This is a genomic window from Deinococcus sp. YIM 134068, assembly GCF_036543075.1.
Lineage (GTDB): Bacteria > Deinococcota > Deinococci > Deinococcales > Deinococcaceae > Deinococcus > Deinococcus lichenicola.
Window position 1 is genome coordinate 175,688 of record NZ_JAZHPF010000004.1, and the last position, 14,625, is coordinate 190,312.

A 14,625-nucleotide genomic window follows, 5' to 3' on the forward strand; every position below is an offset into this window, starting at 1 on the left:
CCAGTCTCCCCTGGGCCTAACCCGCGCCGTTTTCTTCCCGCAAGCCGGACGCGCCCAGGTGGACCCTCCTCCACCGGGCGCGTTCCTCTTTGTTTTTCTCCCAGGAGCCGCATGACCCGCACCGCCCAAGCCCCCACCCAGTCCCCGTCCCTGCCCCGCCCGTCCCTCGCCGTCGCCGTCCACGAGCTGAACGCCGACCTCGATACGCCCGTCACCGCGTACCTCAAGGTGGCGCGCGGGCACGCCGCCAGCTTCCTGCTGGAGAGCGTGGAGGCGGGCGAGAAACTGGGCCGCTACTCCTTCATCGGCGTGGGCGAATCGGGGCGCTTCACGTTCCGGGGGGGGCGGGTGACGACGACCGGGACGTTCGGAAGCTTCGACGGCCCGGAGGCCGACCCCCTCGCCCGGCTGTATCACGCGACGACTCGCCCGGCCCCGTTGCCCCCCGGCCTGCCCGCCTTCGTCGGCGGCGCGGTCGGCTACGCCGCCTACGACCTCATCCGCTCTTACGAACGCCTCCCCGACACCAACCCCGACGAGCTGGACGTGCCCGACGCCCTCTTCATCGTGCCGGAGGGAGTCGTGATCTACGACCACCTGCGCCACCGCCTGATCGCCGTCGCCACCGCCGAGCGCCAGGAGGAGGCCGACGCGACCGTGGGGGAGCTGACCGCCCGCCTGCGCGGTCCCCTGCAAGGCGAGGTGCCCGGACGCGAGCCGACCTCCGCCCCCCACTTCACGAGCAATTTCACCCCGCAGGGCTACATGGACGCGGTGGAGAGAAGTCTGGAGTACATCCGCGCCGGGGACATCTTTCAGGTCGTGCCCTCGCAACGCTTCAGCGCGGAGTTGGAAACACACCCCTTCGCCCTCTACCGCGCCCTGCGGCGGGTGAATCCCAGCCCCTACCTCGGCTACCTCGCCCTCGGGGACGTGACGCTGGTGGCCTCCAGCCCCGAGAGCCTGCTGCGGAGCGACGGCCACAGCGTCGTCACCCGCCCCATCGCCGGAACCCGTCCGCGCGGCGGCACCCCCGAGGCCGACGAGGCGCTCGCCGCCGAACTCCTCGCCGACGAGAAGGAGCGGGCCGAACACCTGATGCTCGTGGACCTCGGGCGCAACGACCTCGGGCGGGTGAGCGGCTACGGCACGGTGCGGGTGCGGGACGCCTTCTCGGTCGAACGCTACAGCCACGTCATGCACATCGTCTCCACCGTGACGGGCGAGCTGCGGGACGGCCAGACGCCCCTGCACGCCCTCGCCTCCGTCCTGCCGATGGGCACGGTGTCGGGTGCCCCCAAGATTCGCGCGATGGAGATCATCGACGAACTCGAACCCGTCCGGCGCGGCCCTTACGGCGGCGCGTTCGGCTACATCGCCTTCGATGGCAGCCTCGACATGGCCCTCACCCTGCGGACGATGGTGATTGCGGGTGGGAGGGTCCACATTCAAGCCGGTGCGGGCATCGTGGCCGACAGCGACCCGGCGAGCGAGGAACTGGAGACGCGGAATAAAGCGGCGGCGCTGATGCGGGCGGTGGAGATGGCGGCGGGGGGGCTGTGATGGCCCAGGTCAAAATTTACGGTCACGCGGCCCACCTCGCTGAATACCGGGAAACTCTGTCGAACGCTATCCACCGCGCCGCCGTGCAGACGCTGGGGCTGCCAGACGACAAGCGTTTTCACCGCTTCTTCCCCTTGGATGAGGCCAACTTTGTTCACCCTGCCGACCGGACTTCCCGTTACACCATCCTCGAAATCCACCTGTTCACGGGACGCACGCCGGAGACCCTGCGGGCCTTTCTCCGCGCCCTGCAAAGCGAGGTCACGCTTGCCGCCGGGCTTCATCCCAACGATCTGGAAATCGTGCTGCTCGAAACGCCCCCAAGTCGTTGGGGCATTCGTGGGCAACTCGGCGACGAGCTGAAACTGAGTTACGAGGTCAACAAGTGAACACGCCCCTCCCCATCCGAATCCTCCTCATCGACAACTACGACTCCTTCACCTACAACCTCGTCCAGTATTTCGGCGAGTTGGGCTGTGACCTGACGGTATGGCGGAACGACGCCTTTACCCTCGACGATGTGCGCGCTCTCAACCCCGACGCCATCGTCGTTTCCCCCGGTCCCTGCACGCCGCTGGAGGCGGGGATGAGCGTGGAGGTCGTGCGCGAACTTGGGCCGCAGTTCCCCACGCTCGGTGTCTGCCTCGGCCACCAGAGCATCGGAGAGGCGTTCGGGGCCAGCGTCGGGCGGGCCGTGCTGCCCGTCCACGGCAAGACGAGCCTCGTGCGGCACGACGGCTCCGGCCTCTTCGCGGGCCTCGGCAATGATGTGCGCGTGACCCGCTACCACTCCCTCGTCGTGCGCGACCTGCCACCCGAACTCGTGCCCGTGGCGTGGACGACCGACCCCGCCGAGGAGGTGCTGATGGCCCTGCGCCACCGCGACTACCCCGTCTTCGGCGTGCAATTTCACCCGGAAAGCATCGCCACCGAGGGCGGGATGGCGATGCTGCGGAACTTCCTGGGCGTGGTGCGCGAGCATCGGAAGCAAATTCAAAAGGAGACCGCGTGACTTCGCGCCGTTCGCTGGTCGCTGGCCGCTGGAAGCTGGTGGCCCCGTGATGCACGCCCGCCTGATGAACGGCGAAGTCCTCACCCAGCCCGAGGCGGCGGCCTTCATGCGGCAGGTCATGGACGGCGACGTGAGCGGCGTGCGCCTCGCGGCGGCGCTGGCGGCCCTGCGGGTGCGCGGCGAGACGCCGGAGGAAATTGCGGGCTTTGCCCAGGCCATGCGCGAACACGCGGTCCGGGTGGAGGTCGAGCCGCGCGACGTGCTTCTCGACGTGGTGGGCACGGGCGGCGACGGGGCGCACACCTTCAACATCTCCACGACGACCGCCTTCGTGGTCGCGGCGGCGGGCGTGACGGTCGCCAAGCACGGCAACCGCGCCGCGAGCAGCCGGGCGGGAAGCGCGGACGTGCTCGAATCCCTCGGCGTCAATCTCGACGCCTCCCCGGAGGTCGTGGCCGAGGGCATCAACCGCCTCGGCATCGGCTTCATGTTCGCGCGCAACTATCACCCGGCGCTGCGGCACGCCGCCCCCGTCCGCGCCGACCTCGCTGCCCGCACGGTGTTCAATATCCTCGGGCCGCTCTCCAATCCCGCTGGGGCCACCCACCTCGTCGTCGGCGTCTTCAAGCCGGAGTTGACGCGCACACTTGCGGAGGTGCTGCGGCTACTGGGGGCACGGGGCGCGACCGTCGTTCACGGCGATGGGCTGGACGAGTTCACCGTCTGCGGCGAGAACACCGTCACCGGCCTGCGGGACAGCGAGGTGATCGACCGCACCTTCCACCCGGAGGAGGCAGGGCTGGGCCTGCACCCCCGCGAGGCCATTGTGGGCGGCACCCCCGCCGAGAACGCGGAGATCACCCGCGCCCTGCTGACGGGGGGCGGCACTCCGGCCCAGCGGGACATCGTGGCGCTCAACGCGGGGGCGGCCCTGCGGACGGCGGGACGGGTGGGCACCATCCGGGAGGGCGTGGTCCAGGCCCGAGAGGTCATGGCGAGTGGCGCGGCGTGGGACCTGCTGGAGCGGTATGCGGTGCATACGCGGCGGCGGGCGGACTGAGGAAGGAGAATGCTGGAGAGGGGCGTGGGGGCGAGGGGACGTACCGCATTTCTCCGGCTGTGTACCTCCTCAAGTCATACAGTACCGATTGTACGGTGGGGGTGGATGCAGATGTGGGATCAGATTCTTGAGTGGCTCCATGTCGAGAACCTGCGGTATCTGCGTGGAATGGTAGGCCTTTCCTGCCTGACCCTGGGCTTTCCTTCGTGATCTACAGGCGCTTCCGGTCCAAGCCGAGCGCCGTCTTCCTGACGGTGGCCCTCTACGTCACGATAGGGGTCATATGGCTGATCCCCCTTCAGTTCGCCCTCGAAGGCGACTGGCTCGTGGCGGCCCTCATGTCCACGGGTGCGGTGTGGCTTATCCGGTGGCTGCTCAACGGGCTGGCTGGTGAGCTTTGAGAAGACGCCTCACCTCCCGCCTCACCTCGGCGGCAGCAGCACCTTCCCCTCCAGCGGCGTACTCAGCACGATGCTCGTGTCGCAGGTAAAGCCCATCGCAATGAGGTCGCTCAGCATGGTTTCGAGCGCCCCCACGTCGGGCACGGCGACTTTCAGGATGCACGAGTTGTCCCCGGTGACGCTGTGGCACTCCAGCACGCCGTCATGCTTCTTCGCCCACCGCACCAGCGTCGGGTCGTTGCGCCCGGAGTCCTGCACGCCGATGAAGGCGGTGATCGTGCGGCCCAGCGGTTTGCTCGCCACCCGCACCCCGTAGCCCAGAATCACGCCCGCGTCCTCCAGCCGCCGCACCCGCTCGGTCACGGCGGGCGCAGAAAGGCCGACGCGCCGTCCGAGTTCCCTCATGCTCAGGCGCGAGTCGGTCTGAAGTTCCTCCAGAATGCGGTGATCGAGCGGGTCGAGGCTGCCGCCGTGCTGCTTCATGCGGGCATCTTATCAATTGCAAGGTCGTGGGTGGCGTTTGATAGTTCTATACGCGTTCGGGCATGGCGTCTGAGCGGCCCACGGGCCTTCCAAACCTCCTGCCAAATGGAAACAATGGTCTGTAAACCACCGTTGTTCCTACAGGAGGCCCGGATGCCCAGCCCTACGAAACTGCACCCACAGGCAACCGTCCGGTCGCAGGGGATGCTGCCCCGTAATCACCGCGCGCCGAAGTGGCAAGGCGTGCCCGACGAGCAGTGGTACGACTGGAGGTGGCAGCTCAAGAACCGCATCAACACTGTAGAGGAGCTGGAGGAGGTCATCCGCCTCACCGGGTCCGAGCGGGCGGGCGCGTCGGCGGAGGGCATCTTCCGCCTCGATATCACGCCGTACTTCGCCTCGCTGATGGACCCCGAGGACCCCACCTGCCCGGTGCGGCGGCAGGTCATCCCCACCCACCACGAACTCGAACCCTTCACGGCGATGATGGAGGACTCGCTCGCCGAGGACAAGCACAGCCCCGTCCCCGGCCTCGTCCACCGCTACCCCGACCGGGTGCTGATGCTGGTGACGACCCAGTGCGCGAGTTATTGCCGCTACTGCACCCGCTCGCGCATCGTGGGCGACCCCGCCGAGACCTTCAACCCCGCCGAGTACGAGGCACAACTGAACTACCTGCGAAACACGCCGCAAGTGCGCGACGTGCTCCTCTCCGGCGGCGATCCCCTCACCCTTGCCCCGAAGGTGCTGGGCCGTCTCCTCTCCGAACTCCGCAAGATCGAACATATCGAGATCATCCGCATCGGCACGCGCGTCCCGGTGTTCATGCCCATGCGCGTGACGCAGGAGTTGTGCGACGTGCTGGCCGAGAATCACCCCCTCTGGATGAACATCCACGTCAACCACCCGAAGGAGATCACGCCGGAGGTGGCCGAGGCGTGTGACCGCCTCACCCGCGCAGGTGTGCCCCTCGGCAACCAGAGCGTCCTGCTGCGCGGCGTGAACGACCATCCCGTGATCATGCAAAAGCTCCTGCGCGAACTCGTCAAGATTCGGGTGCGGCCCTACTACATCTATCAATGCGACCTCGTGCATGGGGCCGGGCACCTGCGGACCACCGTAAGTAAGGGCCTGGAGATCATGGAGAGCCTGCGCGGGCACACCAGCGGCTACTCCATCCCGACCTACGTGGTGGACGCGCCCGGCGGCGGCGGCAAGATTCCGGTCGCGCCCAACTACGTCCTGTCGCACTCGCCCGAAAAGCTCATCCTCCGCAACTTCGAGGGCTACATCGCCGCCTACTCCGAGCCGACCGACTATGCGGGGCCGGATATGGCCGTGCCCGACGACTGGCAGCGCAAGGAACCCGGCCAGAGCGGTATCTACGGCCTGATGGAAGGCGAGCGCATCTCCATCGAGCCGAAGGAGTTCTCCGAGAGCCGCAACCGCCCCGGCGCGACGGTTCACCGCCTCAACAGCCGCGAGGACAAGTGGGCGGCGTATGGGGTGGGACAGGGTGGGGCCGTGACGGACACCGCGCCGGACGGGACGGCGCAGGTGCGGGAGACGGTGAGCGGGGATTGAGGTTGAGGCCGTGGAAGAAGATACCTATACCATAGAAGCTATACAGTGGCTAACTCAGGCATCGGAGCAGGAGTGGCTGCTGTTTGTATGTAGCAGCAACTATGATTTTAATCCTGATGTTACTAAGTGGATGGCGACGAATGAGAAATGTACTAGATCGGTGGCTCTCGCGCTCTACTGGCGTTTGGAGCCTCAATACTATTGCCAATTTTCGGTTGTTGAAGACACGCCTGAGTGGGCGCGCGAGATTTATACAGTCGTTAAAACCATAGAGCAATTATATCTGAGCCGCCAGTATGCCGAAGGAGAAATAGAATTTGATCCTAAGAATGACCCGGCACCAATCGGCGATCCAGCACTTCCCGGCTACGACTGGACGGAAGAAGCCAACACCAATACTTGTATCCCAGAAGTTATGTTCAACACTGTTCCGGGGCGGCAAGTTGATGTCGTGGGGCTAACAGATGACTGGGTTGAGGGCCTGCCTCCCCATATCGCTCAAATTGTCTTTCCAGAAGGCTGACCTCTTCAAAATTAGGAGTCCCCATGACCACCCTCCCCAAACCCCGCCTCCCCCTCCTCCGCACCGCCCTCCCCGGCCCCAGGACCGCCGAGATCATGGCGCGCGACGCCCGGCACCTCTCCACCTCCTACATGCGGCCCTATCCCTTCGTTCCCGACCACGGCGAGGGCGTGTGGCTGACCGATGTGGACGGCAACACCATGCTCGACTTCTTCGCGGGCATCGCCGTCAGCACGACCGGGCACGCGCACCCGCATGTCGTGAGGGCCGTGCAGGAGCAGGTCACGCGCTTCTCGCACGTCTGCCTCACCGACTACCCGCAGGAGATCACGACGAGTCTGGCCGAGAGACTGGTCAAGCACATCGAGCGTCCGGGCGAGAAGTGGCGCGTCTTCTTCGGCAATTCAGGAGCGGAGGCAGTGGAGGCGGCGGTCAAGCTTGCGCGGAATCACACCGGGCGCACTCATATCATCTCCACGCTGGGGTCCTTCCACGGGCGGACTTACGGCGCGATCACGCTGACGGGCAGCAAGACGAAGTACAAACGCGGCTTCGGCCCGCTGCTGCCGAACGTCTCGCACGTCCCGTACCCCAATCCCTTCCGCCCGCCGCTCGGTAGCACGCCGGAAACATGCGGGCAGGCCGTCCTCGATCACGTTGAACTGCTGTTCCAGACGGTCATCCCCGCCGATGAGGTCGCCGCCTTCATCATCGAGCCGATGCAGGGCGAGGGCGGGTACATCGTGCCGCCGCGCGACTTCCTGCCGAAGCTGCGGGACCTGTGCGACAAGCACGGCATCCTCCTGATCTTCGACGAGGTACAGGCGGGGATGGGCCGCACGGGGAAGATGTTCTCGTTCCAGCAGTTTGAACAGGACGGCGACGTTCAGCCTGACATCGTGACCCTCGCCAAAGGCATCGCTTCCGGCCTGCCCATCAGCGCCATGCTCGCCAAAGAGAGCGTGATGACGTGGCCCGTCGGCTCGCACGGCTCGACGTTCGGCGGAAACCCGGTCGCGGCGGCGGCGGCCCATGCCACCCTCGACCTCCTCGAAGGCGTCGTGAAGCACCCCGGCTGCGGCGAGAGCCTGCTGGAGAATGCGCGCGAGGTCGGCGGCTATATCCTCTCCGAACTGCGGAAGATGCAGGCCGACTTTCCCTTCCTGGGCGACGTGCGCGGTGAGGGGCTGTTCATCGGCCTGGAGTTCGTCACACCGGACGGACGGCCCGACGGCAAGCTCCGGGACCGCGCGAGTCTGGAGATGTTCGGGCGTGGCCTCCTCAACCTCGACTGCGGCGAGGCCGTCATCCGCGTCAGCCCGCCGCTGATCCTGACGCGCGACGAGGCGGAGACGGGGCTGGGGATCATGCGGGAGGCGCTGGCGGCGTTGTAGAGCGTGAGCTGGAGTTGGTCCCACGGCGACCCCTCCGCCCCCTTAAAGGGACGCAGAAGCTATTCAGGCTCCCCTTGAGGGGAGCTGTCAGCGAAGCTGACTGAGGGGTTGCCCGCCGCATCGAACAAGGATTTCCCCTTCCTCCCGTGTTACGCTGTGACCAGAAAGGGGGCCGCCATTGAACGTCACCATCGACGATCCGACCAAAGTAGGGTACGCCGCCGAGGTGGTGGCGAACGCCTTCCTCGCGCTGGCGCGGGCGGAGGGGCGCTCCCTGACGCAGATGCAGGTGCATAAGCTCGTGTACATCGCGCACGGGTGGACGCTGGCGCTGCTGGGCCGCCCGCTGATCTACAACACGGTCCACGCCTGGCAACGCGGCCCCATCGTGCGGCGGCTGTGGGACCACTGGGGCGGGCGGGGACGTACCCCCATCGCCGAGCCGCTCTCCGTGTCGTCGGGCGAGCCGGACCTCGGCGGCGACGAGGCCGCGCAGGAGGTCATCCGCAGCGTGTGGACGACCTACGGGCGGATGGACGGCGAGGAACTCTCGCGCCTGACGCACCTCGACGGCAGCCCGTGGACGCAGGTGTACGGGCGACAGAGCGACCTGATTCCCAACGAGGTCACGCGCGAGTACTACACGGCGCTCTCCCGCACCGCGTAGGCGCGTCCCATCAGGCGGCCCATGCCCGAACCCCGGCCCGACCCGGCCACGCCCATCAGCGCCATTCAGGCCCGCGTGGAGGTCGGCCTGGAAGCCGAGCGCCGCCACCGCGCCGACGAGGACTATCTCCGGCAGCGGCAGGCCCTGACGCTCAACGAGGTCCGCACCCAGCAGCGGTGGCGCGGCCTCGTGGGCTTCGCGGTCTTCTTCCTGGCGACCATCTGGCTGATCGCGGACGTGATCCTCACCGTGGCCGTGGGGTGGGGCACACTGTTGGGCCGCCCCTTCCGGCTGGAGGCGGGGGTCATCATCGCCTTTCTCACGACGAGCACGGCGACGGTGATCGGCCTCTTCCTCGTCTTCCTCCGCTGGCTCTACCCCCAGCCCCCCGAACGCGAGTGGGAGAGAACGACGCAGATGCCGGACGACCGTTTGGGTTAGAAGGTCCGCCGCTCCGGTTCTCCCGGCGACTGGACGCTGGCGACCCTCGCCCTACGCCGTCGCCGCCATCCCCTCCAGGTGGCGTAGCACGTCGGCGGTGTGGGTGGCCGGATTCACCCCGCGCCAGTGGTGGGCGACCCGGCCCTCCGGGTCGATCAGGAAGGTCTCGCGCGACGCCAGACCGAGCAGACCGCCCAGCCCCCCCATCACCCCGTAGGCGCGGCTCAGCGTCCGGTCGCCGTCGGGGAGGAGGGGGAAGCTCAGCCCGCAGGTGTCGCGGAAGTTCGCCTGCCGCGCCTCGGTGTCGGTGCTGACGCCGACCACGGTAGCGTTCAGGCGCTCGAACTCGGGGAGGGCGGCCTCGAAGCGTTGCGCCTCGATGGAGCAGCCGGGCGTGTTGGCGCGCGGGTAGAAATACAGCACCACCCAGCGCCCGCGCAGGTCGGCGAGGCGGACGGAGCGCCCGTCGTCGCTGCGGCGGTCGAAGTCGGGGGCCATTTGGCCGAGTTGGGGACTCATGGCCCGATTCTACGGCCCGCCCCTACAATGCCCGCGTGTCCCGCCCCCCGGTGTCCGGTCTCACCCTGCCCCTGCGTGTGTTCGGGGGGCAGACGGTTGTCGTCGGCGTGTCCGGTGGCGCGGACAGTGTGGGGCTTCTGCGGGCGCTCGTCCTCGCGGAGGCACGGCCCGTCGTCGCCCACCTCGACCACGCCCTGCGCCCGGAATCGGGGGAGGACGCCGCTTGGGTGCGCCAACTCGCGGAGGCGCAGGGCGTCCCGTTCGAGACGGCGCGGGTGGACGTGGCGGTGGTCGCGGCCCGGCGCGGCTGGAATGTGGAGGACGCCGCCCGCCGCGTGCGCTACGAGTTCCTGGGACGGGTGGCGAAGCGGCACCGCGCGGAGGCGATTCTGACTGCCCACACCCGCCGCGATCAGGCGGAGACGGTGCTGATGGGCCTGCTGCGCGGCGAGGCGGTTCTGAGCGGGATTCCTCCTGTCCGTGGTCGAGTCCGCCGCCCCTGGCTGAATGTGCCCCGTGACGAGGTGGAGGCGTTCTTGCGCTCGCTGGGTCAGGAGTGGCGCGAGGACCCGTCGAACGCCGACCCGACCCGGACGCGCGCCTGGCTGCGAGCGGAGGTGATGCCCGTGCTAACCGCCCGCTTTCCGGAAGCTGAGGCTGCGTTGGCCCGCGTCGCCACCCTCTCCGGGGAGGACGACGAGGCGCTGATGGCGAGGGCGGCCCGTGTCACCAGCCACGCGCCTCTCCACGCTCAGCCGCCCGCCGTCCTGCGCCGGTATGTCGTGCGGGCACTGGCGGAGGCGGGGTTGCCCTACCACGCCGAACACGTCTCCAGGTTGGTGGATGCGCTGCGGCAGGACACGACCGCCCACGTCACCCTCCCCGGCGCGCGGGACGTGACGGTGACGGGTGGGCGGTTGCACCTCGAACCGCAGGACTGGCCCGGCCCGACCTTCCCTCTCCCGGACGGCTGGACGCTCCGCACGCGGCGGGACGGCGACCGCATCCGGCTTCCGGGCGGCACGCGGAAACTCAGCGACGTTTTGACAGACGCACAAGTTCCCCGCGAGGACCGGGACCGGGTGCCGCTCCTCGCCGCCGGGGGAGAGGTGCAGTGGGTGGGGCTGCGTCCTCCCCTGTGGGCGGTGGGGGCGCGGGAGGCGGCGGGGCGACCGGAGGACCCGTGGCATGTGGCGATGGGACAGGCCCTCGCGCTCGCTCAGGAAGCCGCCGCTGCCCGAGAGGTTCCTGTCGGCGCGGTCGTCCTCGGACCAGACGGGTCGGTGATCGGACGCGGGCGCAATACCAGCCGGGAGGCGGGCGACATGACCCAGCACGCCGAACTCGCGGTGCTGAGGGAGGCGGCGGCCACCCTCGCCACCCCCTACCTGACGGACTGCACCCTCGTCGTCACGCTCGAACCCTGCCCGATGTGCCTGGGCGCGGCAATAGAAGCGCGCGTTGGGGCCATCGTCTACGGAGCGCGAAATCCGAAGGCCGGGGCGCTCGGCGGCGTCACCGACCTTCTCGCCCACCACTGGGGGCACGTGCCGAGCATCACGGGCGGCGTCCGCGAGCGTGAGGCGGCCCGTTTGCTGCGCGAGAGCTTCCGGGCGCTGCGGGAGAGGTGAGCCGGACCGCCCCTACTCGCCGCCTCCACTCCCACCGCCGCCGTCGCACCCTCCGCTCTCTCCACCACCCGAACTGCCCGAACTGCACCCGCTCCCCACATCTCCGGAAGACGAACTCCCGAACCACACCGGCCCCGACGACCTCCAGCCACCATTCGACCCGACCAACGCGCCGTTCCTGCGCCGCTCCCACACATTCAGGGCGATGAGCAGGGGCCAGCCGAGCGCGAAGATCAGCCCCACTTCCACCCAACGGTCGGCGGAGAGGAAGAGGGCCAGCAGGACGAGCGCAGACAGGAAGGTGAGGACGGAGCGGGAGCGGCGTCGGGTTCGCATGTGGCCTCCGGTGGGTGGGGTGTGGGGGTGAATGTTCGTGCCCTCATCGTCCGTCCGCATGGTCAACCATCCGTCAGGGGAGGGTCAAGACGGACTTGTTCCCCGTGTCATCCACGTCAGGAGCCTGTTCGCTAGGCTGGAGAGGTCGTGGTCTAACTCTCCGCCCCCTATCCTGTCCCCCATGCGCGTCGTTCTCAAGCTCGGCACCAGCGTCCTCACGGCGGGCACGGACCGCCTGCACCGTCCCCGGCTGGTGGACCTGATGCGCGACGTGGCGGCGGTGCGCGGGGCCGGGCACGAGGTCGTCCTCGTCACGAGCGGCGCGGTCCTCGCGGGCTGGGAGGCGCTGGGTTTCCCGCCGCGCGACCGCACGCTGGCCGAAAAGCAGCTTCTCGCGGCGGTCGGGCAGGGGCGGCTGATGCACACCTACGCCATGCTTGCCGACCTGTACGGGGTGCCCGTCGCGCAGGTCCTCCTGACCGCCGACGACTTCCGCGACCGCACCCGCTACCTCAATGCCCGGACGACGCTGGACGGCTGCCTCACGCGCGGCGTCCTGCCGATCATCAACGAGAACGACGCGGTGGCGACCGCTCAGCTCAAGGTGGGCGACAACGACACCCTCTCCGCCTTCGTGGCGAACCTCGTGGAGGCTGACCTCCTCGTCATCCTCACCGACGCGCCGGGCCTCTATACCGCCGACCCGCGCACGCATCCGGGCGCGACCCTCATCCCCGAAGTGGAGCGCGTCACCCCCGAGGTCTGGGCGCTCGCGGGCGGGGCGGGCAGCCACCGGGGCACGGGCGGGATGCACACCAAGATTCAGGCCGCCGAGATCGCCACCCGCGCCGGAACGCCTGTGGTGATCGCGCCGGGGGACGCGGGGGGGGCGCTGGCCCGCCTCGTCGGGGGAGAGGCGCTGGGCACCCGCTTTCACGCTGCCGGGTCCCGCCTGGAGGCCCGCAAACGCTGGATTCTCGCCGAGATCGCCACCGGGCGCGTCACGCTGGACGACGGGGCCGCCCGCGCCGTCCGCGAGCGGGGCGGGAGCCTGTTGCCCGCCGGGATCACCGCCGTTCACGGTCCCTTCGAGCGCGGGCACACCGTCCGCCTGCTCGACCAGGGCGGCTCGGAGATCGGGCGCGGCCTCACCCGTTACCGCGCCGCCGACCTCACCCGCATCGCCGGGCGGCACTCCCGCGACATCGAGGGCGTGCTGGGCTTCACCTACGGGCCGGAGGCGGTCCACCGGGACGACCTGGTGAGGCTGTAGGAGGGGCGGTTTGAGATTCCCACCCGTCTTCTCTCTACAAGCCATGCGCGACAGGCCACAAGCCCCTGCTACCCTTCCCCCATGACCACCGAAACCCTCTCCGTCCGGGACATGGGCGTGCGGGCGCGGCAATCGGCGCGGGTGCTGCGCTCGCTGCCCACGGCGCGCAAGGCGGCGGCCCTGTTCGCCATCGCGCGGGAGTTGCGGGCGCGGGAGGCGGACATCCTCGCGGCGAATGAGAGGGACGTGGCGGCGGCGCAGGGGGCGGGGTTGCCCACTCATATGGTCGCCCGGTTGCAGCTCGACGCGGCCTCGCTCTCCGCCATCGCCGCCGACGTGGAGGCCGTCGCGGGGCTGCCCGACCCGGTGGGGGAGGCGACCCCGGAGGAGGTCCGGCCCAACGGCATCCGCGTCTTGCGTCTGCGGGTGCCCCTCGGCGTCCTCGGCGTGATCTACGAGAGCCGCCCGAACGTGACGGTGGACGTGGCCGCCCTCGCCCTCATGAGCGGCAACGCGGCCATCCTGCGCGGCGGCAAGGAGACGGTTCACAGCAACGGGGCGCTGGAGACTGCCCTCCGCACGGCGCTGGAGGCCGAGGGTCTGCCGGGCGACGCCGTGCAGGTCATCCGCGACCCCGCCCGCGAGCGGATGCTGGACCTCTTGCGGCTGGACGACCTCGTGGACGCGATCATCCCGCGCGGCGGAGCCGGGCTGCACCGCTACTGCGTGGAAAACGCCACCGTCCCCGTCATCGTGGGCGGCATCGGCGTCGTCCACGTTTACCTCGACGAGAGCTTCACCCGCGACCCGGCGGACGTAGCGCGGGCGGTGGCTCTCATCCGCAACGCGAAGGTGCAGAAGCCCAGCGCGTGCAACGCCCTCGACACGCTGCTCGTCCACGAGGGGGCGTTGACTGCCCTCCCTGCCATCGCCCATGACCTTCAGGCACACGGCGTCACCCTGCGCGCCGACTCTCCGGCCCTCGCCGCGTTGCAGTCCGCTGGAGTCAATGTCGAACCCGCCCAGGAGTCCGACTACGGCACCGAGTTTCTCGCCCTGACGGCCAGCATACGCACGGTCGCCGGGCTGGAGGAGGCGTTGGATTTCATCGCCGCGCACGGCAACCACACCGACGTGATCCTCACGCGCAACCCCGCACAGGCTGAACGCTTCGTGGCCGACGTGGACAGCGCCGCCGTCATGGTGAACGCCAGCCCCCGCTTCAACGATGGCGGGCAACTCGGCCTCGGCGCGGAGGTCGCCATCAGCACCCAGAAGCTCCACGCACGCGGACCGATGGGCCTGCGCGAGCTGACGACGACGAAGTGGGTGGTGCGGGGGGAGGGGCAGGTGCGGGGGTGAGCAGGGGGTTGCGCTACTTCCGAACGCACGGGGACACAGGGCAAGAAGAGACGGAAGAATTGATCGAGTATGTCGGCGAGTACCCGTCCCGGCAGATTCGTATCATTCTGCGCGATGGTACGGGCTACACGGAGGAGCGCCGAAAGTGGTCCATCAATTCGGCCCACGATTGGGGGCTGCTGACTGATCAACCGCTTGACCTGAGCGGAGAGTCCCCGGCTTACGACGACGAGGGACGCGCCGACTGTGCGCCGATTGCTAAAGAAGAGTTCGAGGCGGCTTGGATCAAATCGTTCGAGTTCCTGAGCAGAAGCCGTCCCGACCCCAGCGGCAGTTGAATCGTCCCCAAGTGAGCAACAGGCCCCGACACCTATAG

17 protein-coding genes are annotated in these 14,625 nt (G+C 68.6%); 14 read left to right on the forward strand and 3 right to left on the reverse strand.

What is annotated here, in order from left to right:
• Positions 1-111: 111 nt before the first annotated feature.
• The 5 genes from trpE to V3W47_RS06505 all read left to right on the forward strand — a co-directional run bounded on the left by trpE (position 112) and on the right by V3W47_RS06505 (position 4,036).
• The gene (gene trpE, locus V3W47_RS06485; RefSeq protein WP_331824373.1) at positions 112-1,563 is read left to right on the forward strand and encodes an anthranilate synthase component I; all 1,452 of its coding nucleotides are present in this window, start codon (positions 112-114) and stop codon (positions 1,561-1,563) included.
• Positions 1,563-1,952 (forward strand): tautomerase family protein, encoded by a 390-nt coding sequence (locus tag V3W47_RS06490; RefSeq protein WP_331824454.1) that lies wholly within the window; start codon positions 1,563-1,565, stop codon positions 1,950-1,952. The genes trpE and V3W47_RS06490 overlap by 1 nt, the downstream gene beginning before the upstream one ends.
• Positions 1,949-2,575: an anthranilate synthase component II gene (locus V3W47_RS06495; protein ID WP_331824374.1), complete on the forward strand. Its 627-nt coding sequence runs from the start codon at positions 1,949-1,951 to the stop codon at positions 2,573-2,575. Before V3W47_RS06490 ends, V3W47_RS06495 begins: the two co-directional genes overlap by 4 nt.
• A 49-nt stretch (positions 2,576-2,624) precedes the next feature.
• Positions 2,625-3,635 (forward strand): anthranilate phosphoribosyltransferase, encoded by a 1,011-nt coding sequence (trpD, locus tag V3W47_RS06500; RefSeq protein ID WP_331824455.1) that lies wholly within the window; start codon positions 2,625-2,627, stop codon positions 3,633-3,635.
• Positions 3,636-3,841: 206 nt separating this feature from the next.
• Positions 3,842-4,036, forward strand: coding sequence for a hypothetical protein (locus V3W47_RS06505; RefSeq protein ID WP_331824375.1), 195 nt, complete (start codon positions 3,842-3,844; stop codon positions 4,034-4,036).
• 21 nt (positions 4,037-4,057) lie between these two features.
• On the opposite strand, the gene V3W47_RS06510 is transcribed toward V3W47_RS06505, so the two are convergent.
• Positions 4,058-4,519: an Lrp/AsnC family transcriptional regulator gene (locus V3W47_RS06510; protein WP_331824376.1), complete on the reverse strand. Its 462-nt coding sequence runs from the start codon at positions 4,517-4,519 to the stop codon at positions 4,058-4,060.
• A 153-nt stretch (positions 4,520-4,672) separates the two neighbouring features.
• Between V3W47_RS06510 and V3W47_RS06515 the strand changes: the two genes are divergently transcribed.
• From V3W47_RS06515 to V3W47_RS06535, 5 genes are all read left to right on the forward strand, one after another.
• Positions 4,673-6,103: a KamA family radical SAM protein gene (locus tag V3W47_RS06515; RefSeq protein WP_331824377.1), complete on the forward strand. Its 1,431-nt coding sequence runs from the start codon at positions 4,673-4,675 to the stop codon at positions 6,101-6,103.
• A 10-nt stretch (positions 6,104-6,113) separates the two neighbouring features.
• Complete coding sequence (locus tag V3W47_RS06520) at positions 6,114-6,626, forward strand: DUF4274 domain-containing protein (RefSeq protein ID WP_331824378.1); 513 nt, start codon at positions 6,114-6,116, stop codon at positions 6,624-6,626.
• Between the two features lie 23 nt (positions 6,627-6,649).
• A complete protein-coding gene (locus V3W47_RS06525) occupies positions 6,650-8,020 on the forward strand; it encodes an acetyl ornithine aminotransferase family protein (protein WP_331824379.1) in 1,371 nt (456 codons plus the stop codon).
• 178 nt (positions 8,021-8,198) lie between these two features.
• Positions 8,199-8,687 (forward strand): Panacea domain-containing protein, encoded by a 489-nt coding sequence (locus V3W47_RS06530; protein WP_331824380.1) that lies wholly within the window; start codon positions 8,199-8,201, stop codon positions 8,685-8,687.
• Between the two features lie 21 nt (positions 8,688-8,708).
• The gene (locus tag V3W47_RS06535; RefSeq protein WP_331824381.1) at positions 8,709-9,128 is read left to right on the forward strand and encodes a hypothetical protein; all 420 of its coding nucleotides are present in this window, start codon (positions 8,709-8,711) and stop codon (positions 9,126-9,128) included.
• Positions 9,129-9,179: 51 nt separating this feature from the next.
• On the opposite strand, the gene V3W47_RS06540 is transcribed toward V3W47_RS06535, so the two are convergent.
• Positions 9,180-9,647 carry a peroxiredoxin gene (locus V3W47_RS06540; RefSeq protein WP_331824382.1) on the reverse strand — a complete coding sequence of 156 codons (468 nt, stop codon included), beginning with the start codon at positions 9,645-9,647 and terminating at the stop codon, positions 9,180-9,182.
• A 35-nt stretch (positions 9,648-9,682) separates the two neighbouring features.
• Between V3W47_RS06540 and tilS the strand changes: the two genes are divergently transcribed.
• Entirely contained in the window at positions 9,683-11,278 is a 1,596-nt protein-coding gene (gene tilS, locus V3W47_RS06545) for a tRNA lysidine(34) synthetase TilS (RefSeq protein WP_331824383.1), read from the forward strand.
• Between the two features lie 12 nt (positions 11,279-11,290).
• On the opposite strand, the gene V3W47_RS06550 is transcribed toward tilS, so the two are convergent.
• Complete coding sequence (locus V3W47_RS06550) at positions 11,291-11,614, reverse strand: hypothetical protein (RefSeq protein WP_331824384.1); 324 nt, start codon at positions 11,612-11,614, stop codon at positions 11,291-11,293.
• A gap of 181 nt (positions 11,615-11,795) precedes the next feature.
• Here V3W47_RS06550 and proB point away from each other — a divergent pair, with 181 nt between their 5' ends.
• The 3 genes from proB to V3W47_RS06565 all read left to right on the forward strand — a co-directional run bounded on the left by proB (position 11,796) and on the right by V3W47_RS06565 (position 14,587).
• Positions 11,796-12,887: a glutamate 5-kinase gene (gene proB, locus V3W47_RS06555; RefSeq protein ID WP_331824385.1), complete on the forward strand. Its 1,092-nt coding sequence runs from the start codon at positions 11,796-11,798 to the stop codon at positions 12,885-12,887.
• 81 nt (positions 12,888-12,968) lie between these two features.
• A complete protein-coding gene (locus V3W47_RS06560; protein WP_331824386.1) occupies positions 12,969-14,249 on the forward strand; it encodes a glutamate-5-semialdehyde dehydrogenase in 1,281 nt (426 codons plus the stop codon).
• 59 nt (positions 14,250-14,308) lie between these two features.
• Positions 14,309-14,587: a hypothetical protein gene (locus V3W47_RS06565; protein WP_331824387.1), complete on the forward strand. Its 279-nt coding sequence runs from the start codon at positions 14,309-14,311 to the stop codon at positions 14,585-14,587.
• Positions 14,588-14,625 lie beyond the last annotated feature (38 nt).